Here is a 24,514-nt window from a genome sequence, read left to right as displayed (position 1 = left end):
CTAAGTGGCATGAGGTACGCTCACTATCGTGGGTCAGAGGGAGTTAAGGCACAGGCGCTGTTAACGGCGACTGCGCTTAATGTGAAAAAAATCGCCACTATCCTTGATAATAGAGGATAGGAATACCCTTTCTCAAAGCAATATCACCCCTCAAAACTGATTCTAAGCGCAAAAAAGCCATGTTTCATCTCTAAAACATGACTTTTTCGACAACCTCAGAATTGCATTCTCTTGCTTCTCTGCAACCTGTTTTGGACTGCCACGTCCATTCATGTTGTGGGGCTGTTTTTTCATTTGTGGATTTTTCTCATAATATGGGTAATGGTACACTGAGAACCACAAAAAATGGAGGTGCAGAAAATGAAGCTGACAGGAAAAGTTTTGGTGGCCCAGGGTGGGGGCCCCACGGCAGTCATTAATCAGTCACTGGTGGGGGCAGTTCTGGAATCCCGCAAGTTTCCACAGGTGACCAAGGTGTATGGAGCCATTAACGGCGTGAACGGCATTATTAACGAAAACTTTATTGACTTGACTCAAGAAACCACACATAACTTGGAACAAATTGCTGTGACACCTTCTTCTGCACTCCGGTCAACCCGTGATAAGCCCGACGAAAAGTATTGTCTTGCCATTTTCGAAATGCTTCAGGCCCACGAAATTCGATATTTCTTCTATATTGGCGGCAATGACTCGGCAGATACGGTTCGAATTGTCAATGCCTATGCAGAAAAATCCGATTATGAGTTTCGGGCTATTCATATTCCCAAAACCATTGACAATGACCTGCTGGTGAATGATCATACCCCCGGATATGGTTCGGCAGCCAAATTTGTGGCCCAGGCTTTCACCGGCGCCGATCTTGATAACCGTTCCCTTCCCGGTGTCTATATCGGGGTGGTTATGGGACGTACCGCAGGTTTTTTGACAGCAGCAGCATCTTTGGCACAAAAATACCATGACGACGGCCCCCACTTGATTTACCTGCCAGAACGGGTCTTTTCCCTTGAAAAGTTACTGATCGATGTCGCATCGGTTTATGACAAGTACGGTCGCTGTGTTGTTGCCGTTTCTGAAGGAATATCAGATGAGAGCGGCACTCCCGTAGCTGCCACACTGACGCCAACCGTGGAAAAAGATGCCCATGGCAATGTGAATCTTTCTGGTGGAGCTTTAGGCGATCTGTTAGCCAATTTCGTGAAGGAAAAGCTGGGTGTCAAACGGGTACGTTCTGATACTTTCGGGTATTTACAACGCTCTTTCCCTCTGGCTGTCTCCAGTATTGATCAGAATGAAGCCCGGGAAGTTGGGGAAAAAGCAGCCCAGTTTGCTATTTGGTATGATGCAGACGGTTCAGTTACCATTCACCGTACCGGCGATTATTCAGTGGATTATCGCCTGACACCTCTGGATCAGGTGGCTCGTCACACAAAAAGTATGCCCTCTGAGTTCATTAACAACGAGGGCAATTATGTGACAGATGCTTTTAAAAATTATGCTCGCCCTCTGGTGGGTTCATTGCCTTCCATTGCCCATCTACGGGCACCGGCAATCCCCAGAATAGTTCGGAGATAGCCGTTCTGATTTCACCAGCCAACTATTTGACAGCCATTTCCGGAAACCAAAGAGAAATCTCTCGCTGGGCGCTCTGAATGCTGTCGGAGGCATGTACCACATTATGGGCCATTTCGAGTCCGAAATCACCCCGTATGGTTCCCGGAGACGCCTTCAGAGGGTCTGTGGCTCCATTGAGCATTCGGACCGCCGTCACAGCATCGGCACCTTCCAGCACCATGGCCAGCACGGGTCCACTTTCCATTGTTTCCAGTAAATTGTCGTAGAATGATTTACCTGCATGTTCAGCATAATGTTGCGCCAGCAGATCCCTATCTGCCTGCATCAATTTCACCGCTGCCAGCTTCAGGCCTTTTTCTTCGTAACGTGCCATGATTTTTCCACTAAGACCCCTTGCCACTGCCTGGGGTTTAATGACCACCAACGTCTGGTTCAATGTCATCGCTCCTTTTCGTGATTGCAGCATCGCCGTCCCGCCATCCACATCGTCGTACCGCATGACATCATTCATTACTGCAACAAATCAGATTTTACTAATCCTTGATGACATTCTAAAGAATTTTCTGTCACAAATCAATGATTAATGCTGTAGTCCCCCTTCATTTTGTCTGTATACGACAAAAAACGGGTATGAGTTGAACGTGGCAGACGTTATTTTGAAGCGGCAGGGAGGTTTAAAAATGAAAGCTATGTATCAAGGAGTGATGATTGCCCAGAGCAACCGCACCCTGGTGGTGGAAGGGAATCACTATTTCCCCGAACAGGATGTTCACATGCACTATCTGGAACCCAGTGACTTTAAGAGTATATGCCCCTGGAAAGGTGAGGCCGGCTACTACCATGTGGAGGTCAGAGGTCAAAGATGCAGCAATGCAGCCTGGTATTACCCACATCCCAAAGAAAAAGCAATTCATATTCGCAGTCATATTGCTTTCTGGAAAGAAGTGGAGGTATTACCGGATTAGTTGTTTCGCAAATTAACATTGATGAGCGTCCAATTGCAAAACCCTGGTTCCTAAGCAGAACCAGGGTTTTACATTGGTTTTCAGACATTTGGCTGTTCTTCCATGCCTATGCATCCATGGATTTCATTAGATTTGCCATTTCTATCGCCGAAGTGGCGGCATCCCATCCTTTGTTGCCTGCTTTAGTTCCTGCCCGTTCAATGGCCTGTTCAATCGTGTCTGTGGTTAGCACACCGAAGATCACCGGCATGCCAAAATCCAACGATACTTTAGCCACTCCTTTAGCTGTTTCAGACGCAACATAGTCAAAATGAGGGGTGGAACCACGAATGATGGCTCCCAGTGTTATGACGGCATCATACTTGCCAGAAGCTGCCATCTTTTGAGCTGCAAGGGGTATTTCGTATGCTCCGGGCACCCAGGCCACATGAATATCTCCTTCTTCGGCGCCATGTCTCTGAAGCGCGTCCAGCGCGCCCGACAGCAGTTTACTTCCAATAAATTCGTTGAATCTGCCTGCCACAATACCAAATCGCAATCCCTGTGCCAATAATTTTCCTTCGTAAGTTTTCATTATTGATTCCTCCTGATACATTTTTTATTATGCTGATGATTTTACTGGTGGAATAGATGTTCCAGCATATGGCCCATCTTTTCCTGCTTGGTTTTCATGTAACGTTCATTTTCTAATTCGTAGGGCATTTCCAACGACACCCTTTCCACAATTTCCAGATCATACCCTTGCAGTCCCACCATCTTTTTGGGATTGTTGGTCATCAGTCTAATTTTCTGAGCTCCTAAATCCTTCAATATCTGAGCTCCAATGCCATAATCCCGCATATCTGCCGGAAATCCCAACAGCAAATTTGCTTCCACCGTATCTTTTCCCTGATCTTGAAGTGCATAGGCACGAATTTTGTTCACCAGTCCAATGCCTCTTCCCTCCTGCCGCATATAAAGCAGAATGCCTTTGCCCTCCTGGTTGATCCTTTCCAACGCAGCTGCCAGTTGTTTACCACAATCACAACGTTTTGATCCAAACGAATCACCTGTGAGGCATTCGGAGTGTACCCTCACCAGTACCGGCTCGTCAGGTGATATCTCTCCCAGCACCAGTGCGACATGATGTTCTCCATTTAGCTGGTTTTCATAGGCAACCAGCGTAAAATCACCATGTTCCGTTGGCATTTTGGCTGTTGCTGCCCGGGTAATGAGTTTTTCTGAGCGGCGTCTGTATTTCACAAGGTCTGCGATGGTGATAATGACCAACTGGTGTTCTGATGCAAATTTCATTAACTCAGGAACACGAGCCATGGTACCATCGTCGCTCATTATTTCACAAATCACACCTGCCGGTACCATTCCTGCCATTTCAGCAAGATCAACTGCCGCTTCTGTGTGTCCCATGCGGCTTAACACGCCGCCCGGACGGGCTACTAACGGAAATACGTGTCCTGGCTGAATGAGCTGATCGGCGGTCGTTGCTTCATCAACCAACGCCTGAATTGTCTGGGCACGCTCGTAAGCAGAAATGCCTGTGGTGACTCCCTGCACATCAACCGACACTGTAAATGCTGTTTCACGATTATCTGTACTCCGCATGGTCATGGGGGAAAGCTTCAGTTGATGCGCCCGTTCTTCTGTGATGGGTGCGCAAATCAGTCCACGCCCAAAGCGTGCCATGAAATTGACGGCTTCTGGCGTTGCTTTTTCTGCAGCCATCAGCAGGTCACCTTCATTTTCCCTGTCTTCATCATCCACCACTATGATCATGCGCCCGGCTCTGATTTCTTCCAGTGCCTTGTCAATGTTATCAAACTTCGTTTCTGTCATTTCTTTCACTCCCATCATCAGTATCCATGCTCTTGCAGCCAGGCAGTTGTGATCTTGCCTGTTTCATTCACTGCCTGCCTGCCACCATTCATGAGCTTTTCCACATATTTTGCCAGCACATCACACTCAATGTTTACCCTGTCACCAGTCTGTTTTTCCGCAAGGATTGTCATTTCAGCTGTATGCGGTATGATTGAAACTGCAAATCGCTTATCCCACACTTTCGAAACAGTCAGGCTGGTACCATCCAGCGCAACCGATCCTTTTAAAACAATGTACTTCATGATCGCATCGGTTGCTTCAATTTCAAGCCAAAGAGCATTGGCTTCTCTACTGTTTCGGATCAGAGTTCCCGCGCCGTCAATATGGCCTGATACGATGTGTCCACCAAATCTTCCATTGGCCTGCAACGCACGTTCCAGGTTTACCCGTGAGCCTGATTTTAAACCAGCCAGGCTGGTACTACGAAATGTTTCCGGCATCACATCTGCCTGAAATGACTGAGGTGTGAAACGGGTCACCGTCAGACAGATACCATTCACAGCAATACTGTCTCCCAGTCGCACATCTTCCAACACCTGCCGACTATGGATCACCAATTGCATGGCCTGACCACCCTGATGATGGATGCTTTCAATGACACCAATTTCTTCAATGATTCCTGTGAACATTTTTTCACCTCTTTCGAATGGTTCCGGTGATGAGAATGTCTTCGCCAATGGTACGGGCCTTCATATCATCCACCCATGTGCAATCATCCATCCAGTCAATTCCTTTCCCCGCCAAAACACCAGGTGCGAGGCTGCCTCCAATCAACTTTGGCGCAAGATAAAACATGATTTTATCCACCAGTTGTTGCTCCAAAGCGGCTGCTGCCAGAGTACTTCCGCCTTCCAGCAACAGGCTGTCAATGTTTCTCTTTCCCAGTTCTTCAAGCAGCTCTTTTAAATTAACCTGCCCCTGAACAGAATGTGTTCTTAACACCTGAACGCCTTTTTTTCGAAGCTTAATTTCAGTTTCCTGATCCATTCTTTCTGTGGTAGCCACCATTGTCGGTGCATCACCCACTCGATTAACCAGTTGACAGGTGAGGGGAATGCGTCCCTGGCTGTCAGCAACAATGCGCAGGGGGTGTACTGGGGGCATTGGTAAACCGCGCACCGTCAATTGTGGGTCATCCTTCAAGACTGTGCTGATTCCCACCATAATGGCACCCACCCGCTGGCGCATCCAATGAACAGACCGTCTGGCTGCTTCGCCGGTAACCCATTGAGAATGCCCTGTATTGGCTGCCGTTTTTCCATCAAGACTCATTGCCGTTTTGTAAATAACATAGGGAGTTCGGTGGGTAATAAAGTGAATGAAAACATCATTCAGCTCCCGGGCCTCATGTTCCAGAATCCCTTCCACCACTTCAATGCCGGCTTCCTGAAGCATGCGTATGCCATTTCCTGCCACCAATGGGTTAGGGTCTTGCATGGCCACATATGCCCGCCGAATTCCAGCCCTGATGAGAGCTTCGGCACAGGGAGGCGTTTTTCCGAAGTGACAGCATGGTTCCAGTGTCACATACAAATCGGACCCTGACGCTGCCACACCTGCCTGATGCAGTGCCTCCACTTCTGCATGGGGACCACCCGCACGAAGATGACGTCCCTGCCCAATCAGTTTTCCATTTTTTACCAGCACCGCTCCCACCAGAGGGTTAGGGCTGGTAGTGCCCCATCCTTCTTCTGCCAGTTCCAGGGCGCGTTTCATCCATACTTCATGTCCTTCATGCATCCTTTTCACTCCTGTTCTTCATCAGGAAAATAAAAAATCCTGAAGCTCGCTTTCGCTTCAGGAACGGGATTTTTCACAGGGACGACAATCAGCCCCCACAAACAGCGGTAATAACCACCACTGTCATATCACACTTCTCCCATCCAGACTTTAACTGTCGGCTCTGGAATCTCACCAGATCAACCTTTCGGTTCGCGGGCTATCACCGCCGGTACGGAATCTCACCTGTCCCTGAAGTTTGGTTTTATGATAGCACATTCAGATGAATTGTCAACCATTAAGTTGTCACCTTTGTTAACTCTGTGTCATTTAGTAAAAGATGCTTTTCATTAATTACAAAAACGGTATAATGGTGGTGGTAAGGAGTGAATAACGATGAAAAAACTAAGTGCATTTGATATCATTGGACCGGTAATGGCAGGCCCTTCCAGTTCTCATACGGCAGGTGCACTGCGCATCGCCCTCATCGCCTGTCGTATTCTGAAAGAGCCTGTGATTCAGGTTGATTTTTTACTTCACGGTTCATTTTCTGACACCTACCAAGGTCACGGCACTGACCGGGCTCTGGTGGCTGGGATCATGGGATATCCCACTGATCACCAAGATATTCCCCGCGCGCTTACCATTGCCTCTGAAAAAAAGATTGTCTACTCCTTTGAAACAGCTCCACTGACACCCTCCATGCATCCCAATACGGTTTCGATGACTGCCCAGGGCGCTTCTGGACGTCGATTGTCGCTTGAAGGGGCCTCCATTGGCGGCGGTGAAGTCATCATCACTCGCATCAATGGCATTGAAGTTTCTTTTACGGGAGAATATCCCACCCTGATTGTTCAGCAGTTAGATCGCCCCGGTGTGGCTGCTCACATTACCAGCCTGCTGGCAGGTTCTTCCATTAACATTGGGACCATTCGCATGTATCGCCATGAAAAAGGAGATGCCGCTTACACCATTTTGGAAACAGACGAGCCGGTTTCAACGGAGTTGATTGCCTCTATTGCTTCACACGCTGCCATTTCAGATGTATTTCTCATCTCTTTTGAGACCAACTCTGGGTGATGATCATCTGAGGTTAACCTCGACCGCCGGTCATTTCTTAGTTAAAAAAAGGATCATGTCATCAAGCAAGATTGTCATGCAGCATCCGTCTTTTACTGTCATGATCATTACTGTATTGCAACCATTCAGAATGCAGCATGCCTGTGTTTCTTCAAGGAGGAATTTTCATGTTTTATCTCGGCGAACAATTACTGCAAACCTGCAGCCAAAAGCGTTGCACCATCTCACAAGTCATGGTTCATCAAGAAGCCGATTTGTTCTCAGCGCCAGAAGCTTCTATTTGGCAGCGAATGCACGACCAATGGCAGGTCATGCAGCGGGGAATTCAACTTTCCCTTGAGAAACCGCGCACTTCAATGGGTGGTCTAATTGGAGGCGAAGGCATCAAATTAATGCAACGGGTTCACACCAATACTTCCCTTTGCGGACAGGTAACGGGAAAAGCTGTGGCATATGCCATGGGACTCTTGGAAGTCAACGCCTCCATGGGAATTGTGGTGGCAGCACCCACAGGCGGTTCCTGTGGCATTCTGCCTGGTACATTGAAGGCATTACAGGAAACCTTTGAATGGAGCGATGACCAGGTGGTCAGCGGTCTTTTCAATGCTGCTGCCATTGGTACCATTATTTTTCATAATGCCACCGTCTCAGGTGCAGAAGGCGGCTGTCAGGCTGAAACGGGTTCTGCTGCTGCCATGACTGCCTCTGCCATCTGCGAACTGATGGGTGCCGCCCCGGAAACAAGCTTGCATGCTGCAGCCATTGCATTGAAAAATGTGATGGGTCAGGTATGTGATCCCGTGGCTGGTCTTGTGGAGTCTCCCTGTCAGAAAAGGAATGGCTTGGGTGCTGCCAATGCTCTGATCAGTGCTGAAATGGCACTGGCTGGCATCAACAGCATTATTCCCTTTGATGAAGTGGTTGCAGCAATGGGAGAAGTTGGCCGCAGCCTGCCAGAAACATTGCGCGAAACTGCCAGAGGTGGTATCGCGGTTACGCCCACCGCCTGTCGGCTGAAAAAGCAGCTGGCTGATAGATAAGAGTGAGTAGCCATCTACTACAAATCGTTCACAAGACTTATTTTACCAAGATACCCCCCCTGCTCCAGTAACTCATGTGCCCCTTTAATGTCGCTGAATCCAAATGACTGCTGATGAAGCGCCGGTGCCAGCCGCCCTTCTGCTGTCATTGCCAGCAGTTTTTTCAGATCTGAGCCCACTTGTTCTTTCTCAAGCCCGAACAATAAGGGAACCAGCAAAAACACCACATGAAGCGTCAGTCCTTTTCCATGCATTAGGGCCAGATTATGGGTTGACCGGGTATTAGTTGCCACCACGGTTCCTTTTAAAGCCGCAGCCTGGAAAGAGCGGTCCAGATTTTCACCCCCCACAGTGTCCAGTACGAACCTAAAACCTTTCTGATGAGTGTAAGCCTGCACATAAGCTTCAACTGTTTCTTTTCGATAATCAATCACATGGCGGGCACCCAGTTTTTTCGCTAATGCCGCTTTCTCATCGCCAGAAACAGTGGTGGCTACTTCCGTCCCCAGAGCAGCGGCCAACTGTACCGCCATATGCCCCACGCCGCCAGCACCGCCGTGAATCAGCACCAGATCATCAGCCTTTACCTGCCCCCGGTTCACAAGGGCTTCCCAGGCAGTTAAGCCCGCCACCGGTAGTGCAGCCGCTGCAGCATCAGACACTTCATCAGGTATTTTTGCCAGCAGCGGAGCGTCGATGCATGTGTATTCAGCCAAAGCTCCATGATGACCTTTCACACCGCCACCAAGGGCGACCACCCGGTCACCTGGCGAAAACCCATCCACTGCCGCCCCCACTTCAACCACGACACCTGCCACATCCACGTTTAATACGGCTGGAAAAGGCGGTGCTGCAGCAGGAACCAGCCCACTGCGAATTTTCATATCGATGGGGTTCACCGAAGATGTTTTGACCCGAATAAGCACCTGATTTGCTTTAGGTTTTGGTTCGGCGATTTCTGCCATCTGGAATTTTTCTGGACCGCCAAACTCACGAATGATCATTGCTTTCATTTCATTCAACTCCTTTTGTCAATTATCATAGTGGCATGGTTTGCATTCTTATCCTTATGTAGATTCTCTCTTTATATACATTCCCTCTTTACGCAGAACAAAACCATTGAGTATTGAAATGAAATCAAAATTGAAATTGACCGAAAGGATCTGTTCACATGAAGTCATCAAGTATGCTACGGGGAGCTCAAACGATGTTGCCAGTGTTGCTGGGCATCATCCCCTTTGCCATGATCACCGGCATTACAGCAGTCAACACCGGTGTTTCTCCCGGCATGACCATGTTTATGTCCTTGTTCATTTTTGCAGGAGCTGCACAGCTGGCAGTATTACAGCTCATTCATACCGGTGCTTCATCACTGGTGATTCTTTACACAGCCATCATCATCAATTTTCGCTTTATGATTTACAGCCTGTCCATCGCCCCATACTTCAAAAAAGAACCTTTCGGATGGAAAGTGTTGCTGTCTCATTTGATGACCGATCAAAGCTATGCCATGTCTCTGGCTCACTTTATCAATGACCCTGACGAAAACCCCCGCTGGTTTTATCTGGGCGCTTCTCTCATTATGTGGGCCGTATGGCAGACTTTCACGTTTGTCGGAATTATGCTGGGTGCAGTGATTCCCTCACATCTTGGGTTGGATTTCGCCATTCCCCTGACATTCATTGCTGTACTCATGAAATCCGTCAATGATATGCCGGTTGTTGCCGCTGTTGTCACCGGTGGGTTTGTGGCAGTGATTGCTGCACCTATTCCCATGAATGGCGGTCTGATACTGGCTGCCATTTCGGGAATTGCTGCTGGCGCGCTGGTAGAGCATTTTGGGAAACACAAAGCAGAGGAGGCGACCCATCATGACTAATCTGGCCTTACTTCCTTTGCTCTCTGCCATTGCTTTGGGAACTTTCCTGCTTCGTTTTTCCTTTATCTTTCTGTATGGCCGAATGTCTCTGCCCCAGTGGCTCCACCGTTCCATGCGATTCGTCCCCGCGGCTGTCCTTTCAGCCCTGATCTTTCCGGCATTGATCATACAGAATGGGGTGCCCGCTCTCTCTCTTGGAAATCATCGTCTGGTGGCCGGTTTGCTGGCATTGGCAGTCGCCTGGAAAACAAAAAATCTGCTGGCAACCACGCTGGTGGGTCTTGGCATCTTCTGGCTGCTCACATATATGTGAGTTGACGTCTGCTCTCACATTTACAAAAATAAGGAGAAGTTCATTATTTTCCCTTTAAATCTTCTCACTTTGCTGTTATACTATGACCGTGTTTTGATTACTTGTGAATCTTTTGTCAGGAGGTTATCATTTGGAGAAATCCGCTGAACTTACTCGAAATACTCAACTGCCCACATCAGAAGAAGAAATCCAGGAGCGAAAAGGTTTTGTGATCGTTGGAGAAACAGTGAAGTACCGAATTGTGACAGCAATAGCGTGCATCTTACTGCTGTCATCTATCTTTTTTAATACACCTTCAGAAATCTTGACAGGAATGACTCATATTGTCGTCGCTCCCAGCATTCTTGTCACCGACTACTTGGTTGTGGGAAATATTGGTGCAGCCTTTTTCAACAGTGGTCTATTGATGCTGGCTGCCATTGCCATTGCCCACCGTAACGAAATTAATATGAATGGACCCGTTATGGCTGCCGTCTTTACCGTCGCCGGATTTGCTCTCTTTGGCAAGAATATCTATAACGTATGGGCGATCATGGGGGGGGTTCTGCTTCACGCCCGTTATCAGCAGGAAAAATTCAGCAAGTTTATCCTTATTGCTTTCTTCGGGACAGCCCTGGGGCCCTTGATCAGCCAAATTACCTTTGGGCTTGGTCTCTCTCCTGCACTTGCTTTTCCGGCAGGTATTCTGGCCGGTATCATTGCAGGTTTTTGCCTTCCTCCCCTGGCCAATCATTTTGTCAAGTTTCACCAAGGCTTCAACCTCTATAACATCGGTTTTACTGCAGGCGTTACCGGCATGTTTTTTATGGCTGTGATGAGAGCTTTTGATTTTCAGAATCCAACAACCCTAATCGTTGCTGAAGGATTCAATCGATTACTGGGCACTTATCTGTTCATTTTCTTTACAGGTATGCTGATCACCGGTTTCTACTTCAGCCGGCGTGTCATGCCCGGCCTGACACGTATCTGGCGACAGTCTGGCCGTTTGGTTTCCGATTTTGTTACTTCCAACGGCTTTGGGGCTTCCATGATGAACATGGCTCTGCTGGGGTATATTTCCACCGGCTATGTACTTATAGTGGGGGGACAACTGAATGGGCCCACCATTGGTGGAATTTTCACCATCGTCGGATTTGGTGCTTTTGGTAAGCATGTCAAAAACATATTGCCCGTTTTGGCAGGCGTCTACCTGGCTTCTCTGGTACAAGTATGGGAGGTCAATGCCACCGGTGCGCTGCTGGCAGCTCTCTTTGGCACCACCCTCGCCCCCATTGCCGGTTACTACGGTTGGGGTTATGGTATTATTGCTGGCTTCTTTCACATGTCCGTGGTGATGAATGTGGGTTACTTACACGGTGGTATGAACTTATACAACAATGGTTTTTCTGGCGGCTTTGTAGCCGCAGTACTTGTGCCCATTTTTGATTCATTAAAAAAATCTTCTTAAACTTACCCCTGCCATGTAAACATGAAAAGGAGGACTGCTCTTTGACCAGTGAACGCATGAAAACCATTAAAATGCTTGAAGAACTCATCGGGTACTTTTTTCGCAACAATATCAATGATGTGCAAATGGACTTGCATTATGGCGAAACCGAATGCAAAATAATGCTTGAAGGCACCTGTCTCAGCCGTCCTGCAGATTTGGATCAGTTGAATGAGCTGTTAAACACTCCCCGCCAGCCCGAGTTGGAGGAATATTATTGGGGTCTGTTGGGTGGCAATGACACACGCCAGGAACTGAATCTGTTGGGGTCACTAGTTGACTGTGCTGATGTCTCCTACGACCTGCAAAAATTATCCATTACTGTTTTTCGGAAAAATTAATCTGACTCGATGAACTGGCATCTGCTATTTGGCAGGTGCCAGTTGAAAGTGAGGCATTGGTAATGCAACAGCTCCTTCTCTATTTCTTCACTTTTTTGATCCTGATCATTTCTTATGGCAAAAACCCGGACAAGACTCGCCTGGCACTTAAAAAGGCTTGGCGTTCCTTCGAAAATATTCTCCCTCAGTTTATTGGGGTTATTTTGCTGGTGGGTGTCGTGATGGCCGTCATGGACCCACTGACCATCGGTCAACTGCTGGGTGATCAATCAGGCTGGTCAGGGGTGGTGCTGGCCTCTGTCGTGGGTGCTGTTACCTTAATCCCCGGATTTGTCGCTTTTCCGACAGCTGCATTGCTCCTTGAGGGCGGTGCTGGCCTCATGCAAATTGCCGCATTTATTTCTTCTCTGATGATGGTCGGCATCATTACCATTCCCGTGGAAGTCACTTACTTTGGAAAACAGTCAACTTTGCTGCGCAACCTACTGGCCTTCCTCTTTTCGTTTGTGGTGGCAATGGTCATTGGAAGGGTGGTATCCTGATGGCACTGTTGAAAAAGTATCGCTTTGCTGTTTTTTCATTGGCAGTTTTGATGGCGCTGTTTTGTTTCAATGCCTCACAAGGAGTAGTCGCCCTTCAGGTCACCGCTTTCAGCGTGAAAGAGATGCTGATGATTGTGCCGCCCATTTTTATTTTGCTGGGCCTGCTTGATGTCTGGGTGCCCCGGGAAACCATGGTGCGTTTTATGGGAACCGATTCAGGTGTCAAAGGTGTTCTGCTGGCCTTTATTCTTGGATCAGCCGCTGCCGGCCCTCTTTATGGCGCTTTTCCCATCGCTGCCGTCCTCATGAAAAAAGGGACCAGCTATCGTAATGTTCTGATATTTTTAGGTGCCTGGTCCACCACCAAGATTCCGCTGCTCCTTTTTGAAATGACTTCCATGGGAGCTCCTTTCATGCTTGTCCGTTTATTGGTGAACATACCAGGCATCTTATTCATCGCCTGGATAGTTGATTTTTTCATCGCTGATGATGAGCGCCAGCGCCTATATCTAAATGCAGAGCATCTTACCAGCTAAATGCATGTCACAGCATTTATACCACCGGCTTCTCCACTGCCATTTCTTCCAAAAATAAACTAATGGAAGGGTTGGCAGTGTTTTTTTTCCAAGCTACAACCAATTCGTGAGATCCCTGATGTTCATCCAACTGAATGAAACGCAGACTCTTGGAGGCTTGTAATTTTGCGCTTGTGGGCAGCACCGCAATGCCCATACCTGCATCCACCAACATAAGTGCAGTTTGCAACAACCGGGGCTCGTGAGCAATATTCGGAGCAAAGCCATATGTTGAGCAGATTTGCAATGTCTGATGGTAACCCTGTGGTGATTCCCGCCGATTCAGTACAACAAAGGGTTCCGTCGCCAAATCTGCCAAATTAATGACTTCCTCTTGTGCAGCAGGGTGATCTTCATGAAGAACCACAGACATCGTCTCGTGATGCACACAGATTCGATTCAAGCTGCCAATGGATTCAACACCAAAGGAAAAGGTAAATCCGATATCCAGCTCTTCGTTGTTGAGTCGCTCAATCAGATCTCCATGATGATATTGTTCCAGCTCCAGGTCAATGTGGGGGTATTTATGTCGAAAGCGTCTTACAAGCGAAGGTAGTATAAATCGCTCGGTATACCCCAAAAACCCAATGCGCAGCCGGCCAATAAGCCCTGAGTCAGCTCTTTTAGTTTTTTCAGCCGCTTCTTCCAACCTTGAAAGGAGAAATATTGTTTCTTTCAACAAAACTTCACCGGCACTGGTGAGACGAACCGTACGTTTATTGCGCCAAAATAATTTCACTCCCAGTTGATTCTCAAGTTCTGCCACTTGCTGGCTTACCGCCGACTGAGCCACATAGAGATGGCGGGAGGCCTCTGTAAAGTTTAGATATTCAGCCACAGCAGCAAAATATTTCAACTGACGAATTTCCATTTCGTCTCACTCCTTCAAAATTCCTTCGAAAAATCATGAACCTCAACCATCATATACTGAAGGTTGTTTTAATAATAACATTTACATTTTTTTATCTCAATATTAATCTTTAAATCTGATTACTGAAATCCTTTTCTGATATTTCACAATTGCACTCAAGTTGATTATGCTTAAACTGAAATCTTTTTAATCATTCAACAAAACGTTGAACATGACATCGTTTTCCATTCACAGCAATTCCATTTTACAAAGGGAACAGGAGGGATCACATTGCCAAAAGCCGTGGTCATAGAAAAGTACTGTAAAAGTTGCAGCCTCTGTGTTGACATTTGTCCGAAGAAAATCATGGCTATCAGCGACCGGACCAACGAAAAAGGTTACTTTGTCGCCACCTGTATCGATCAGGATAAATGCATTGGATGTGCACTGTGTGCAACAGTTTGTCCTGATGTTGCCATCGATGTCTACAAATAACCAGTGAAGGGAGTGGCATCTATCGTGGAAGAAAAGGTATTATTAAAAGGAAATGAAATCATTGGCGAGGCCGCCATTCGTTCAGGATGTAAATTATTTTTCGGGTATCCCATCACACCCTCTACAGAGGTTATTGAATACCTGTCAGCTAATCTGCCTTCCCAGGGCGGTACCGTTTTGCAGGCTGAAGATGAAATTGGAGCCATCAACATGTGCTATGGTGCAGCCTGTACCGGCAACCGGGTGATGACTGCCTCTTCAAGTCCTGGAATCAGTCTGAAGCAGGAAGGTCTGTCTTTCAGTGCTGCTGTTGAACTACCAATGGTTGTGGTAAATGTGAACCGATGCGGCCCGGGCCTGGGTGGTTTGGGGCCTGCTCAGTCAGACTACTTTCAATCTGTCAAGGGCGGTGGTCATGGGGATTACCGGCTCATCGTACTTGCACCTTCCAAAGCTCAGGAGCTTTATGATTACACGATGGAAGCCTTTGATCTGGCGGATCAATACCGTAATCCAGTGATGGTTCTCACTGACGGTTATCTTGGCCAAACCATGGAGCCCGTTGTATTGAAAGATCGCCCCGAATCCCCTAAGTTTGACCGCACCTGGGTAGTGGACGGTTGTGAAGGAAGAGAAAAACGCATTCTTGCCAGCTACTCATTAACCAATGAAATTGGAGAAGCCAATAACCGCTACTGGGAAGCAAAATACAAGGCTATTCAAGAAGTTGAACAGCGCTGGGAATCCTTTCACGCTGAGGATGCCGATTACCTGCTGGTGAGTTATGGAACCACGGGCCGTATCTGTAAAAGCACCGTTCTCAATGCCCGCAAAAAGGGTATTAAATTGGGTCTGATTCGCCCCATCACCCTGTGGCCCTTCCCAGAAAAAGCGTTTGAGCCTCATTTGGAAAGAGTGAAGAGCATCGTTACAGTTGAGTTGAATACCGGCCAGATGATTGAAGATGTTAAATTGGCTGTTGAGTGCCAGGTTCCCGTTCATTTATATCACCGGCAGGGCGGTATGCTCCCGACAGAAACGGAAATTCTCGACTATATTGAAGAAATGATTGCTACCGATACCAGGGAGGTGCAGGCATGAAGAAAGTCTTTTCACGCACAAAAGGGCTTACTGAAGTACCCTTCACTTTTTGCCCGGGATGTACTCATGGAACCATTATGCGTCTGATTGCCGAAATATTGGAAGAACTTGATATCATTGATAATACCATCGGTGTTTCACCAGTTGGGTGTGCCGGCTTCAGTCAGGATTTTTTCTCCTGTGACTTTGTTGGTGCGGCGCATGGCCGGGCACAGGCGGTGGGTACCGGCATTAAACGGGCGCTGCCTCACCGAACAGTGTTCACTTATCAAGGCGATGGTGACATTGCTGCCATTGGCACACAGCATGCCATTCATGTGGCTGCCCGTGGTGAAAAAATAACTTCTATCATGGTTAATAACGCCATCTATGGTATGACCGGCGGCCAAATGGCCCCCACCACCCTGACAGATATGAAAACCAGCACCAGTCCTTTTGGCCGCGATCCTGTGACCATGGGCTTCCCCATGGATTTTCCAAAAGTGATCGCCGGTATTCCAGGTGCTGCTTATGTGGCTTCCGTTTCAGTGGATTCTCCTAAAAACATTCAAAAAACCAAAAATGCCATTCGCAAAGCTTTTAAGGTGCAGCAGGCAGGACTCGGTTTTTCATTGGTCAGTGTTCTTTCAACTTGTCCCACCAACTGGGGATTAACACCTGTTGACAGCCTTCAGTGGCTTCGGGATAACATGATGCCTGTCTACGAACTTGGCGAGCTGAAAGTGACAGAGGAGGTGGCTCTATTATGATGGATAAAGTGATCATGGCCGGCTTCGGTGGTCAGGGCGTCATGTTTTTGGGTAAAGTGCTGGCCTATGCAGGTATGAGCGCTGATCTCGACTTGTGTTGGATTCCTTCCTACGGACCAGAAATGCGGGGTGGAACTGCCAACTGTTCAGTAATTTTGGCCGACGGGGAAATCTTTTCCCATGTCATCGACCAAGCAGATGCCGCTATCGTATTGAACAAACCTGCCTACGAAAAATTTGCATCCCGAATTAAACCGGGAGGTGTTCTGGTGGTAAATGCTTCACTTGCAAATCCAGAGCAAGAGCGAACTGACATTACCATTATCAAAGTGCCTGCCACTGAAATTGCCAATGAACTGGGAAATCCTTCCATTGCCAACATGGTATGCCTGGGGGCCCTGCTTCCTTCACTTAACTTGGTCCATTATGACACCATTGAAAAGGCCATGGAAAAATTGACGATGAAACGTCCTCAGTTGATGGATGCCAATATGTCTGCCATTAGAAAAGGGCTTGCCTTCACAGAAAACCACTAACTCTTTCAGGGCAATTAAAAGAAACCCTACTCCGTCAAATGAAAAGCCTGCAGATCTTGATGCTCATCTGCAGGCTTTTATAGTTGTATCATCGCTGTGAAGATGTCACGCTTACTGAACTAATGCCCTTCACTACTGAAAAAAGCTAAACAATGCAATGCTTGCCATCACTTTTTCCCCAGTTCTCAAAGGAAGGCTCATCCATCTTGCTGCTGCTTCCCGAATCAGATTTTGCTGTGACTGCCGCTCTCCTGTAGCACACCAGACAGCAAAGTGTTCGCAGTTATTTTGACTGTAATGATATCCTTCAAAGTTTGAGTTTAACTGGCTGTAAGCTCTTTTCACCACCAGTTCCCGTGAATAAAGCCGTTTCACCGAGCGATCCACTTTCACCACACCATCTTTGGCGAAAACTGCCAGTGGTACTTTTGCAATGGTCGCCTGGGGCAATGCTAAAAGGCTGTTGCAGTAAAAATGGATAACCTGTCCGTCTTCCACCTCTATGCCATAGTGCCTGTATCGTAAAAACCGGATGATCAGCCGATCGATCCAGCGTGTTTCATCATTTACCCGAATCCCTATTGAGCCAAAGCGTAATGGCTCGCGCATAACAAATAGAATGTCTCCCTGCATTGAATCACTTCCTTCGCTTCATTTTAATGTCTGACCATGGTTTGTCATTACCAGGAATGCCGTCAGCCGCGAACGAAATGATGGCTTTTGTTTGGTATGACCGGTCTTTTTATTATGACGACCGTGTCATCATTTTGTCTGACAAAAATCGTCTTGCCTTATTATATCCTTTCAACGGCCAATCGACACGCTTTTTTTCATGAATGTGACATTTTTTAGTTTACTTCTTTACCTGATCCCAGAGAATAAATTGGCAGAGTGTTCTGGTGACCTTCTCAAGGCCTTCCTGATCTTCTTCGTCAAACCGATTCAGTGTTGGGCTGTCGATATCCAACACAGCCACCACCACATCATCAACTACAATAGGCAGCACAATTTCTGAACGGGAATCTGCATCACAGGCCACATGGCCCGGAAAGGCATGCACATCAGGTACTAACTGTACTGTTTTGGTTTCTGCCGCCGTTCCACAAACTCCTTTCCCGTAATAGAGATGTACACAGGCAGGTTTCCCCTGAAAAGGACCCAGAATAAGTTTATTATCACCATTTGCCAGATAGAACCCCACCCAGTTGATGTCTTTCAACAGTTCGTTGATGAGTGCAGCTGCATTACATAGATTGGCCAGCCAGTCAGTTTCTGACGATAAAAATCCCACCAAACGGGTATTCATATAGCGATAAAGTTCTGTTTTATTTGTAAACGCAGGATGTTTAACAGTTTCCATTTCATCACCTCATATTATTTATCTTTCTTAAGAAGATTTCTCGATTATCAGATCTATTTCATTTTACAACTCCAGAAATATTTATGCAAATCCAACAAATGGGAGTTGCAGGTGCAACTCCCATTTAGCAAAAATAGTTATTCTTCTTCCCTTAACCTTGTTTCACCCATCCGGCAACCGTGACCGTTCTTTTTGCCTGATGACTTGTTGCTGCTCTAATTGCGTCTATATCTCCTTGAATTTCACCTTCTCCGTTAACTGACACACTGACCCCGTAAGGGTTGCCTCCTGCTCCAAAGATGGACTGATCTGTATATCCTGGTGCTGCCACAATAGCTCCCCAGTGATACATGGAAGTATAAAGCGACAGAATGACTGCTTCCTGACCGCCATGGGGGTTTTGTGCCGAGGTCATAGCACTGACCACCTTATTTGCCAGTTTCCCTTGGAACCAAAGGCCTCCCAGAGAATCGAAAAATGCCTTCATAGGTGATGCCATATTGCCAAATCGTGCAGACACACTGAAAATAATGGCGTCAGCCCATTCCAAATCTTCAGGTTTAACTTCGGGTACATCTTTCACATTCTGTTGATGCTTCACTTTTGCCGGATCAGCCTCAACTACCTCCTGCGGCATGAGTTCAGGCACTTTCAACAGCCTTACTTCTGCCCCCGCCTCTTTTGCTCCTTCCGCTGCCCACTGGGCCAGTTGGAAGTTGGTTCCTGTTGAACTGTAAAATACAATTGCCAGTTTGGTTGACATGTCATCTCTCCTTTTCATTTTACTTCTCAGCTTAAATCTCTATGATGCTCCGATTTTCTGTCATATTCTATTTTGAAACTTTGCGCATACTTACCGATTGATTTAAGTTGTTCTGCCAACATCTTTTTTTCGTCCATTGTCAGATGACTAAATAACTGCTGAATCATCTCAGCATGCTCAGGAAAAATTCTCTTCATCAAATCACGTCCCCTCCCAGTGAGCTTCGTGTAAATTACCCGACGGTCATTGGGACATGCACTTCGCTCCACATACCCTCTATTTTGCAGTTTATCTACCACATAGGTGATGCTGGAACTGGCAATAAGTACTTTTTTCCCGATTACCTGCACTGGCTGATCGCCTTTGTTATAAAGAAGTTCCATCACTGCAAACTCAGTGGGGTTTAACCCGTGAGAACGAATATCTTCTGCAATTCTATCATTCACAGATCGTGCTGCACGATTCAACACCACAAATAGTTTTAATGATGTAAAGGTTTCCTGCTGATTATCTTGTGATTCCATCACCTTCCCTCCCCACTTTTGTCTCATTCGCCTCACATTTGTCTCAGTGTAAAATATCTCGATTTCGTTATATATTATATACACTGATTCTTGTTTCTTTAAACATCTATATTTTATATTTTCTGGAATCAAGATTTACAGTTTTCTACAGCAGGTTTTTCAGCTGAAAAACTTTTCCCTGTTTCAGTCTGTCAATGACTATTCTTGCCCTACTCTTTGACTTCTTCTTTCAAGAAAAACCACATCGTGCCATTTTCCTGTGGGCATTTTCCCCAGTTTTTCCCGTATGCCCAGCTCTTTAAATCCGCATTTCACATGAAGTGCCCGACTGGCTTCGTTTTCTCTGAGAACCCCGGCCTGCAGTGTCCAATAACCATTTTCTTCGGAACACTTCACTAATTGATTCAACAGCGCCTGACCAATCCCCATACCTCGGCAGGCGGCATCTATGTAAATACTGACCTCGCCTACGCCAGCATACACACACCGGCTGGAGGTGGGAGAAATTGCAGCCCAACCATGGATCTGATCATTGGACCGAGCTACCAGCCGACAGCTTTCGACATGACTTTCATCCCAAGCTTCCCATGAAGGAATTTTTGTTTGAAAGGTGGCAATGCCTGTTTGAATGCCCGCCAGGTATATGGCCGCCACCTGTTCCCAGTCACTGTTTTTCATTGTTTCAATGGTATACTCCATCACTGTGCCTCCTATTTTCATTTCAGGTGCTCCGATTTAAACACCTTTGATAGTTGGTTTTTTGGTTATGTCGGCCATTATATCATTCAATGGTTGTATACGCCAACTATTTACGGGTTGAACTGCTTTTAAAATTGATTGGGATACTCATATAAACATGATCGCCGCACCAGTGAGAGCAATGACCGTTCCCAGAATTTCCCTCAAAGTGACACGTTCCTTTTTCACCATAAAAGCATAAGGAATCAGCAAAATGGGTGTGAGGGAAATTAAAGTTGAAGCCACTCCCGGATTAATTCGCTGCACCGCCATCAATGACAGGGAAATTCCCAGAAAAGGGCCAAAGAACGATCCGATCGTCAGTGATACCAGTGCCTCCTTTTGTTTAAAAGCGCGCATCAGATGAGGCCAGTGATTTCTGACAGTGAAAAGTATGATAAAACAGACGAGACCGGCAATGAGACGAATTTGTGTTGCTGAAAAGGGATCGTAGCCAGCCATGCCATGTTTACCCAAAATATACCCGCCCGCCTGGCCTGCCGCCCCTCCAAAAGCAAAAAGAACTCCGATCACCGGGTAAGTAAAGTGAATTTTACTGGTATCTTTTTCTGTCACAAGAATCACCGAAACGATTCCTGCAACGGTGATAAACATACCGACAATCTGGATGAGCGTCATTTTTTCTCCCAAAAAAATCAGAGCCATCAGCCCACTCAGGGGTGGTACGCTAGAATAGATCAACATCGATATTCTGGCTCCAATACGTACAAATGCTTCAAATAAAAGAATGTCACCAATGACAATGCCAACGATGCCTGAAAGAGTGAGCCAAAACCATTCGGCACGAGTCGCATCGAATGGCAACCAATAGCCCCGGCTAACGAAAGTGTATGTTGAGAGAAATATGAGTCCAAGCAGCAAACGCAGCAGGTTCATATTCATAGATCCGATTCGTTTGGCGCTGTGTTCAAAGGCAGTGGCTGTGACTGCCCAGCAAAAGGCCGTGGCCAATGCCGCCAGTTCACCTGTGTATTGCTGTATAAAACTCATGGTCAATTAGCCTCCTTGTTTTTCAATTATTGGGCAATGTCTATGATTTAATGATTAGTACCTTATTCGTTGCCGCTACATTTTCGATTTGAATGACCCGGTATTTCAAAATTTTATAGTCAATGGAACCCACCTCATCACCACCTCGCTTGATCTAGAAATTTCAGATATCCTATTTTAACCGATTCGTCCATACATTGGTACTGTTTATTTCTTTATGATCGTTTCGAATGCTTTTTGCTTGTCTGCTGGTTGCCTGTTACTTCTTTGTTGACGAAACGTTTGATTTCCAGGCAAAATAGGTGATGTTGCCCTTGTGCAATAAACAGCAATGACCGAACTTGTTTTGAAAACAAAGTTCGGTCATTGCTGTGTGCAGTATTGCGGTTTTTTGAAAGCTTGTGGAAGCTTAAGTATACTCCAGTACCAGACCAACGCCCACCTCTTCAACCGGGATCCACTTGGCCAGTTCAATTTTTGATTTTAAATCGGTGCAATGGCAGGGATGGGTTTGTTTAATACCTTGAGATTTAAAATATGCCACTGTGCCGCTCATCTGCTTTTCTTCAGGGTCAAGCAGGTGGAATCCGCCGATGACATCACGTACTCTTTCGTCGCCACATACAGCCCTGGCATGTTCTATAATGTTGCAAATTCCGGCATGGGAGCAGCCGGTAATAATCACCAACCCCTCTGGTCCTGTATAGCAAAGCGCGCTGTCGTCCATGCTGTAATCGTCTACCAGCATGTTTCCCACAAGCACTTTGCCAATGCTGCGTCTGGCTTCAAAATCATTTTTCCGGGGAATTTCGCCCAAAAAGACCAAGTGCTCTGTCAGCCAGAAAGGTTCCCGGGTGAGCTGAGGCGTCATATATTTCGCTAATTTTTGCGGATCCACATTCACCCCGAACTCCTCAATTCCAAAAAATGATTTGGAGTCAAAAATGTGCGGGTGTGCTACAAGTATTGGTTGTCGAAACTGCCTGCCTTCCATCACTTCTTCACTAAACCGTTTGATGAGCGGCTCAAGTCCCCATGTGTGATCCATATGCGAATGGCTTAATACGATGGCGTCTAAATCAAAAAAATGAATACCCATTTTCTGACCGTTGAGAAGGTAAGCATCACTGTACCCAGTGTCAAAGAGGATCTTGCGGTCATCCACTTCCAGCAGGTAGGATAATCCTGGTTCCCCCAGAAAATACCGGTCGATTATTGTGTTGTTATCCATGAGCACTGTCAGTTTCATCTCATTTCCCCGCTTTCCATTCGTTGCTCCAACGTGTACTTCCACGGTTTTCCGTTCAGTCTCCTGATGTTCACCTTTTGAATATGCTTCCAACATGTGCTTTCTCCAGCGACCCCTCAATTGACAGCCTATCACTTCTTTGCTTATTATACGCAGCTGCCAGCAGTCCAAACCTCTCTATCGGCCACTTTTTTTACAAAAGTCATTGGTCAGCATGTTATAATGATACAGACAAGCGCCAGATGACAATGCTTCATCAGATGCGACTATTTGATAATCAAAGAGCTGATGCCTGTGAAGCAGACATCAGCCCCTTGATCTATGAAATACCAGTGTTTCAGTACTTCTTTGTGCTGCTTTTCAGCTTAACGTTGTGCTTCGTACTGACGGAGCAACTTCACAAAAAGCTCCGGCACCTTCGCCATATTTTCAGGAGATTCCACGAAAGAAATTCTGAACTGGGTGTTACCTGGATTTGATTCACCTTCTTTGATATCATAGAAGCCTTTCATGGGTGCCACCAGCAGTGTGGTTTCAACACCATCAATCACCGCTGAACCTTCACCTGCACAATAAAGTACAAAGTCGATGGCATCAAATCCAGGTTTCACCACATTACGCACTTCGATCACTGAATAAATGGATGCATCGGGGCTGGAAACGATCAAGCCGGGTTCGTGCTGCTTTAAACCTTCGTTCACCATGACGATTTGTTTTTTGTAATAAACCCGCAAATCTTTGCACCATCCCAAGAGATCTTCCTTGCTTTCATGGGCCAGCGCTCCAAAAATGTACTGCCCAATGGCATTGGCGCAAAGGTTGGCTGTGTATTCAGCCACAGACCGGGTATGGAACTCAGCACTATCGGTAATAACAGCACCAATTCGCAGACCGCATGCATTCCATACCTTTGAGGCTGTCTCAATGCTGATGCGGCGGCCCTCTATGCCGGGCACCTCTGCATCTGTGATGCCCCAAATGCTCACCAGCTTGATATCGTCATCATAGTAAAGTTCCCGGTAAGCTTCATCACTGATCATCCACATATTATACTTCACACACAGTTTTGCCAGTTCCACCAGTGTCTCGTGATCGTACAATTGTCCCGTAGGGTTGTCGTAGGGAATCACCAGCAGTGCTCCCGGTTTGTTGGCCTGGATAGTTGCTTCAATTTTGTCCAGCTCCGGCAGTGTGAATCGGCCGTCTTCTGCCATTTGTCGTTTAACGGTAATGGTTTTACGCCCCACCCGTTCAGCAAATGAAATATAGTTGGTATAAGCGGGATCAATCATCATCAAAGGCTTTTCATTGGTTCCGGCTGGGCCGCAAACTCCCAGAATCACCAGCTCCATACCTGATGAACCGCCATCTGTCACCTGCACATACAGCTTGCTGGTGTCGAATCCTTCACATTTCAGGATATTCTTAAACGCATCTTGGCATTCCACTGTACCCGCCGTACCGGTGTAACGAATCACACCTTTGTCAAAAGGACTTTCAGGTGCCTGAAGTTCAAACATCCGCTTCATCATAGCCGGATTGGTGGGAAGTGACACATTACCGATTCCCACATTGATCACCGCCGCCGGCTTCACGGCCCGCTCATCGTACTTCATTTGCGCCAGGCGAACATCCGACGGATTTCTGGATTCAAAATGTGCTGATAAAACCGGTTTGCTCATTTTCATTCTCCTTTTCATTTTTCTGACAACAAAGGATTTTACAATGCCGCGCTTTTTTGAAGTCTTTCT

The 24,514-nt window shown here is 46.8% G+C and carries 29 protein-coding genes and 1 riboswitch; of the genes, 14 read left to right on the top strand and 15 right to left on the bottom strand.

Annotated elements, in window-relative coordinates; genetic code table 11:
• Window positions 1–360 precede the first annotated feature (360 nt).
• Entirely contained in the window at window positions 361–1,572 is a 1,212-nt protein-coding gene (locus AAIG11_RS01915; RefSeq protein WP_343184588.1) for a 6-phosphofructokinase, read from the top strand.
• Window positions 1,573–1,594: 22 nt separating this feature from the next.
• Here the strand turns inward: AAIG11_RS01915 and ndk are convergent, their stop codons facing one another.
• Window positions 1,595–2,008, bottom strand: a complete 414-nt coding sequence (gene ndk / locus AAIG11_RS01910) for a nucleoside-diphosphate kinase (protein ID WP_425499398.1) — start codon at window positions 2,006–2,008, stop codon at window positions 1,595–1,597.
• Between the two features lie 244 nt (window positions 2,009–2,252).
• Between ndk and AAIG11_RS01905 the strand changes: the two genes are divergently transcribed.
• Window positions 2,253–2,537 carry a DUF427 domain-containing protein gene (locus AAIG11_RS01905; protein ID WP_343184587.1) on the top strand — a complete coding sequence of 95 codons (285 nt, stop codon included), beginning with the start codon at window positions 2,253–2,255 and terminating at the stop codon, window positions 2,535–2,537.
• Window positions 2,538–2,643: 106 nt separating this feature from the next.
• Here the strand turns inward: AAIG11_RS01905 and ribH are convergent, their stop codons facing one another.
• From ribH to ribD, 4 genes are read right to left on the bottom strand one after another with little or no spacing between them, the layout of a single operon-like run.
• Entirely contained in the window at window positions 2,644–3,111 is a 468-nt protein-coding gene (ribH, locus tag AAIG11_RS01900) for a 6,7-dimethyl-8-ribityllumazine synthase (protein ID WP_343184586.1), read from the bottom strand.
• A gap of 41 nt (window positions 3,112–3,152) precedes the next feature.
• On the bottom strand, window positions 3,153–4,370 hold the full coding sequence (locus tag AAIG11_RS01895) for a bifunctional 3,4-dihydroxy-2-butanone-4-phosphate synthase/GTP cyclohydrolase II (protein ID WP_343184585.1): 1,218 nt from the start codon (window positions 4,368–4,370) through the stop codon (window positions 3,153–3,155).
• 17 nt (window positions 4,371–4,387) lie between these two features.
• Window positions 4,388–5,041 carry a riboflavin synthase gene (gene ribE / locus AAIG11_RS01890; RefSeq protein ID WP_343184584.1) on the bottom strand — a complete coding sequence of 218 codons (654 nt, stop codon included), beginning with the start codon at window positions 5,039–5,041 and terminating at the stop codon, window positions 4,388–4,390.
• 4 nt (window positions 5,042–5,045) lie between these two features.
• Window positions 5,046–6,152 carry a bifunctional diaminohydroxyphosphoribosylaminopyrimidine deaminase/5-amino-6-(5-phosphoribosylamino)uracil reductase RibD gene (gene ribD / locus AAIG11_RS01885; protein WP_343184583.1) on the bottom strand — a complete coding sequence of 369 codons (1,107 nt, stop codon included), beginning with the start codon at window positions 6,150–6,152 and terminating at the stop codon, window positions 5,046–5,048.
• Between the two features lie 127 nt (window positions 6,153–6,279).
• Window positions 6,280–6,395, bottom strand: a riboswitch (FMN riboswitch).
• Window positions 6,396–6,527: 132 nt separating this feature from the next.
• Here ribD and sdaAB point away from each other — a divergent pair.
• Together sdaAB and sdaAA are read left to right on the top strand one after the other, a co-directional pair.
• Window positions 6,528–7,211 carry an L-serine ammonia-lyase, iron-sulfur-dependent subunit beta gene (sdaAB, locus tag AAIG11_RS01880; protein WP_343184582.1) on the top strand — a complete coding sequence of 228 codons (684 nt, stop codon included), beginning with the start codon at window positions 6,528–6,530 and terminating at the stop codon, window positions 7,209–7,211.
• Window positions 7,212–7,378: 167 nt separating this feature from the next.
• Window positions 7,379–8,251, top strand: coding sequence for an L-serine ammonia-lyase, iron-sulfur-dependent, subunit alpha (gene sdaAA, locus AAIG11_RS01875; RefSeq protein ID WP_343184581.1), 873 nt, complete (start codon window positions 7,379–7,381; stop codon window positions 8,249–8,251).
• A 17-nt stretch (window positions 8,252–8,268) separates the two neighbouring features.
• On the opposite strand, the gene AAIG11_RS01870 is transcribed toward sdaAA, so the two are convergent.
• Entirely contained in the window at window positions 8,269–9,264 is a 996-nt protein-coding gene (locus AAIG11_RS01870) for a zinc-binding dehydrogenase (protein WP_343184580.1), read from the bottom strand.
• A 158-nt stretch (window positions 9,265–9,422) separates the two neighbouring features.
• Here AAIG11_RS01870 and AAIG11_RS01865 point away from each other — a divergent pair, with 158 nt between their 5' ends.
• The 6 genes from AAIG11_RS01865 to AAIG11_RS01840 all read left to right on the top strand — a co-directional run bounded on the left by AAIG11_RS01865 (window position 9,423) and on the right by AAIG11_RS01840 (window position 13,348).
• Window positions 9,423–10,130: an AzlC family ABC transporter permease gene (locus tag AAIG11_RS01865; protein WP_343184579.1), complete on the top strand. Its 708-nt coding sequence runs from the start codon at window positions 9,423–9,425 to the stop codon at window positions 10,128–10,130.
• A complete protein-coding gene (locus AAIG11_RS01860) occupies window positions 10,123–10,443 on the top strand; it encodes an AzlD domain-containing protein (RefSeq protein WP_343184578.1) in 321 nt (106 codons plus the stop codon). The genes AAIG11_RS01865 and AAIG11_RS01860 overlap by 8 nt, the downstream gene beginning before the upstream one ends.
• A gap of 130 nt (window positions 10,444–10,573) precedes the next feature.
• A complete protein-coding gene (locus AAIG11_RS01855; protein WP_343184577.1) occupies window positions 10,574–11,890 on the top strand; it encodes a DUF1576 domain-containing protein in 1,317 nt (438 codons plus the stop codon).
• Between the two features lie 56 nt (window positions 11,891–11,946).
• Window positions 11,947–12,270, top strand: coding sequence for a hypothetical protein (locus AAIG11_RS01850; protein WP_343184576.1), 324 nt, complete (start codon window positions 11,947–11,949; stop codon window positions 12,268–12,270).
• Between the two features lie 35 nt (window positions 12,271–12,305).
• Window positions 12,306–12,812, top strand: a complete 507-nt coding sequence (locus tag AAIG11_RS01845) for a permease (RefSeq protein ID WP_343184575.1) — start codon at window positions 12,306–12,308, stop codon at window positions 12,810–12,812.
• A complete protein-coding gene (locus AAIG11_RS01840; RefSeq protein WP_343184574.1) occupies window positions 12,812–13,348 on the top strand; it encodes a permease in 537 nt (178 codons plus the stop codon). The genes AAIG11_RS01845 and AAIG11_RS01840 overlap by 1 nt, the downstream gene beginning before the upstream one ends.
• A gap of 16 nt (window positions 13,349–13,364) precedes the next feature.
• Here AAIG11_RS01840 and AAIG11_RS01835 read toward each other — a convergent pair whose 3' ends face one another.
• Window positions 13,365–14,258, bottom strand: a complete 894-nt coding sequence (locus AAIG11_RS01835) for a LysR family transcriptional regulator (RefSeq protein WP_343184573.1) — start codon at window positions 14,256–14,258, stop codon at window positions 13,365–13,367.
• A 270-nt stretch (window positions 14,259–14,528) separates the two neighbouring features.
• Between AAIG11_RS01835 and AAIG11_RS01830 the strand changes: the two genes are divergently transcribed.
• Genes AAIG11_RS01830 through AAIG11_RS01815 form a run of 4 tightly spaced genes read left to right on the top strand, consistent with a single transcriptional unit; the run spans window position 14,529 to window position 17,118 of the window.
• A complete protein-coding gene (locus tag AAIG11_RS01830) occupies window positions 14,529–14,732 on the top strand; it encodes a 4Fe-4S dicluster domain-containing protein (RefSeq protein ID WP_343184572.1) in 204 nt (67 codons plus the stop codon).
• A gap of 24 nt (window positions 14,733–14,756) precedes the next feature.
• Window positions 14,757–15,833 carry a 3-methyl-2-oxobutanoate dehydrogenase subunit VorB gene (vorB, locus tag AAIG11_RS01825; RefSeq protein WP_343184571.1) on the top strand — a complete coding sequence of 359 codons (1,077 nt, stop codon included), beginning with the start codon at window positions 14,757–14,759 and terminating at the stop codon, window positions 15,831–15,833.
• Window positions 15,830–16,582 carry a thiamine pyrophosphate-dependent enzyme gene (locus AAIG11_RS01820; RefSeq protein WP_343184570.1) on the top strand — a complete coding sequence of 251 codons (753 nt, stop codon included), beginning with the start codon at window positions 15,830–15,832 and terminating at the stop codon, window positions 16,580–16,582. Before vorB ends, AAIG11_RS01820 begins: the two co-directional genes overlap by 4 nt.
• Window positions 16,579–17,118 (top strand): 2-oxoacid:ferredoxin oxidoreductase subunit gamma family protein, encoded by a 540-nt coding sequence (locus AAIG11_RS01815; protein ID WP_343184569.1) that lies wholly within the window; start codon window positions 16,579–16,581, stop codon window positions 17,116–17,118. Before AAIG11_RS01820 ends, AAIG11_RS01815 begins: the two co-directional genes overlap by 4 nt.
• Before the next feature lie 132 nt (window positions 17,119–17,250).
• Here AAIG11_RS01815 and AAIG11_RS01810 read toward each other — a convergent pair whose 3' ends face one another.
• The 8 genes from AAIG11_RS01810 to AAIG11_RS01775 form a co-directional block, all read right to left on the bottom strand.
• The gene (locus AAIG11_RS01810; protein WP_343184568.1) at window positions 17,251–17,727 is read right to left on the bottom strand and encodes a lecithin retinol acyltransferase family protein; all 477 of its coding nucleotides are present in this window, start codon (window positions 17,725–17,727) and stop codon (window positions 17,251–17,253) included.
• Between the two features lie 244 nt (window positions 17,728–17,971).
• The gene (locus tag AAIG11_RS01805) at window positions 17,972–18,478 is read right to left on the bottom strand and encodes a GAF domain-containing protein (RefSeq protein ID WP_343184567.1); all 507 of its coding nucleotides are present in this window, start codon (window positions 18,476–18,478) and stop codon (window positions 17,972–17,974) included.
• Between the two features lie 151 nt (window positions 18,479–18,629).
• Window positions 18,630–19,241 carry an NAD(P)H:quinone oxidoreductase type IV gene (wrbA, locus tag AAIG11_RS01800; RefSeq protein ID WP_343184566.1) on the bottom strand — a complete coding sequence of 204 codons (612 nt, stop codon included), beginning with the start codon at window positions 19,239–19,241 and terminating at the stop codon, window positions 18,630–18,632.
• Between the two features lie 26 nt (window positions 19,242–19,267).
• Window positions 19,268–19,765, bottom strand: coding sequence for a MarR family winged helix-turn-helix transcriptional regulator (locus AAIG11_RS01795; RefSeq protein ID WP_343184565.1), 498 nt, complete (start codon window positions 19,763–19,765; stop codon window positions 19,268–19,270).
• Window positions 19,766–19,963: 198 nt separating this feature from the next.
• A complete protein-coding gene (locus AAIG11_RS01790) occupies window positions 19,964–20,464 on the bottom strand; it encodes a GNAT family N-acetyltransferase (RefSeq protein ID WP_343184564.1) in 501 nt (166 codons plus the stop codon).
• Between the two features lie 147 nt (window positions 20,465–20,611).
• Window positions 20,612–21,514 (bottom strand): DMT family transporter, encoded by a 903-nt coding sequence (locus AAIG11_RS01785; RefSeq protein ID WP_343184563.1) that lies wholly within the window; start codon window positions 21,512–21,514, stop codon window positions 20,612–20,614.
• A 409-nt stretch (window positions 21,515–21,923) separates the two neighbouring features.
• Entirely contained in the window at window positions 21,924–22,859 is a 936-nt protein-coding gene (locus AAIG11_RS01780; protein ID WP_343184562.1) for an MBL fold metallo-hydrolase, read from the bottom strand.
• A 269-nt stretch (window positions 22,860–23,128) separates the two neighbouring features.
• Complete coding sequence (locus AAIG11_RS01775) at window positions 23,129–24,445, bottom strand: pyridoxal phosphate-dependent aminotransferase (RefSeq protein ID WP_343184561.1); 1,317 nt, start codon at window positions 24,443–24,445, stop codon at window positions 23,129–23,131.
• Window positions 24,446–24,514: the final 69 nt, after the last annotated feature.

The sequence above is a fragment of the Anoxynatronum sibiricum genome (assembly GCF_039414295.1).
GTDB classification, from domain to species: domain Bacteria; phylum Bacillota; class Clostridia; order Peptostreptococcales; family Tindalliaceae; genus Anoxynatronum; species Anoxynatronum sibiricum.
The sequence above is the reverse complement of the archived record's forward strand: the minus strand, read 5'-3'. Positions and strand labels throughout refer to the sequence as shown.

What these genes read in the sequence shown, in the direction of transcription:
- sdaAB (WP_343184582.1), top strand. Translation starts at nt 6,528, where the DNA reads ATGAAAAAACTAAGTGCATTTGATATCATTGGACCGGTAATGGCAGGC.
- ribE (WP_343184584.1), bottom strand. Translation starts at nt 5,041, where the DNA reads ATGTTCACAGGAATCATTGAAGAAATTGGTGTCATTGAAAGCATCCAT.
- AAIG11_RS01850 (WP_343184576.1), top strand. Translation starts at nt 11,947, where the DNA reads ATGAAAACCATTAAAATGCTTGAAGAACTCATCGGGTACTTTTTTCGC.
- AAIG11_RS01860 (WP_343184578.1), top strand. Translation starts at nt 10,123, where the DNA reads ATGACTAATCTGGCCTTACTTCCTTTGCTCTCTGCCATTGCTTTGGGA.
- AAIG11_RS01870 (WP_343184580.1), bottom strand. Translation starts at nt 9,264, where the DNA reads ATGAAAGCAATGATCATTCGTGAGTTTGGCGGTCCAGAAAAATTCCAG.
- AAIG11_RS01775 (WP_343184561.1), bottom strand. Translation starts at nt 24,445, where the DNA reads ATGAGCAAACCGGTTTTATCAGCACATTTTGAATCCAGAAATCCGTCG.
- wrbA (WP_343184566.1), bottom strand. Translation starts at nt 19,241, where the DNA reads ATGTCAACCAAACTGGCAATTGTATTTTACAGTTCAACAGGAACCAAC.
- AAIG11_RS01840 (WP_343184574.1), top strand. Translation starts at nt 12,812, where the DNA reads ATGGCACTGTTGAAAAAGTATCGCTTTGCTGTTTTTTCATTGGCAGTT.
- AAIG11_RS01785 (WP_343184563.1), bottom strand. Translation starts at nt 21,514, where the DNA reads ATGAGTTTTATACAGCAATACACAGGTGAACTGGCGGCATTGGCCACG.
- AAIG11_RS01835 (WP_343184573.1), bottom strand. Translation starts at nt 14,258, where the DNA reads ATGGAAATTCGTCAGTTGAAATATTTTGCTGCTGTGGCTGAATATCTA.
- AAIG11_RS01815 (WP_343184569.1), top strand. Translation starts at nt 16,579, where the DNA reads ATGATGGATAAAGTGATCATGGCCGGCTTCGGTGGTCAGGGCGTCATG.
- ribD (WP_343184583.1), bottom strand. Translation starts at nt 6,152, where the DNA reads ATGCATGAAGGACATGAAGTATGGATGAAACGCGCCCTGGAACTGGCA.
- AAIG11_RS01905 (WP_343184587.1), top strand. Translation starts at nt 2,253, where the DNA reads ATGAAAGCTATGTATCAAGGAGTGATGATTGCCCAGAGCAACCGCACC.
- AAIG11_RS01780 (WP_343184562.1), bottom strand. Translation starts at nt 22,859, where the DNA reads ATGTTGGAAGCATATTCAAAAGGTGAACATCAGGAGACTGAACGGAAA.
- sdaAA (WP_343184581.1), top strand. Translation starts at nt 7,379, where the DNA reads ATGTTTTATCTCGGCGAACAATTACTGCAAACCTGCAGCCAAAAGCGT.
- AAIG11_RS01865 (WP_343184579.1), top strand. Translation starts at nt 9,423, where the DNA reads ATGAAGTCATCAAGTATGCTACGGGGAGCTCAAACGATGTTGCCAGTG.
- AAIG11_RS01790 (WP_343184564.1), bottom strand. Translation starts at nt 20,464, where the DNA reads ATGGAGTATACCATTGAAACAATGAAAAACAGTGACTGGGAACAGGTG.
- AAIG11_RS01795 (WP_343184565.1), bottom strand. Translation starts at nt 19,765, where the DNA reads ATGGAATCACAAGATAATCAGCAGGAAACCTTTACATCATTAAAACTA.
- ribH (WP_343184586.1), bottom strand. Translation starts at nt 3,111, where the DNA reads ATGAAAACTTACGAAGGAAAATTATTGGCACAGGGATTGCGATTTGGT.
- AAIG11_RS01915 (WP_343184588.1), top strand. Translation starts at nt 361, where the DNA reads ATGAAGCTGACAGGAAAAGTTTTGGTGGCCCAGGGTGGGGGCCCCACG.
- AAIG11_RS01895 (WP_343184585.1), bottom strand. Translation starts at nt 4,370, where the DNA reads ATGACAGAAACGAAGTTTGATAACATTGACAAGGCACTGGAAGAAATC.
- AAIG11_RS01820 (WP_343184570.1), top strand. Translation starts at nt 15,830, where the DNA reads ATGAAGAAAGTCTTTTCACGCACAAAAGGGCTTACTGAAGTACCCTTC.
- AAIG11_RS01810 (WP_343184568.1), bottom strand. Translation starts at nt 17,727, where the DNA reads ATGCGCGAGCCATTACGCTTTGGCTCAATAGGGATTCGGGTAAATGAT.
- AAIG11_RS01805 (WP_343184567.1), bottom strand. Translation starts at nt 18,478, where the DNA reads ATGGAAACTGTTAAACATCCTGCGTTTACAAATAAAACAGAACTTTAT.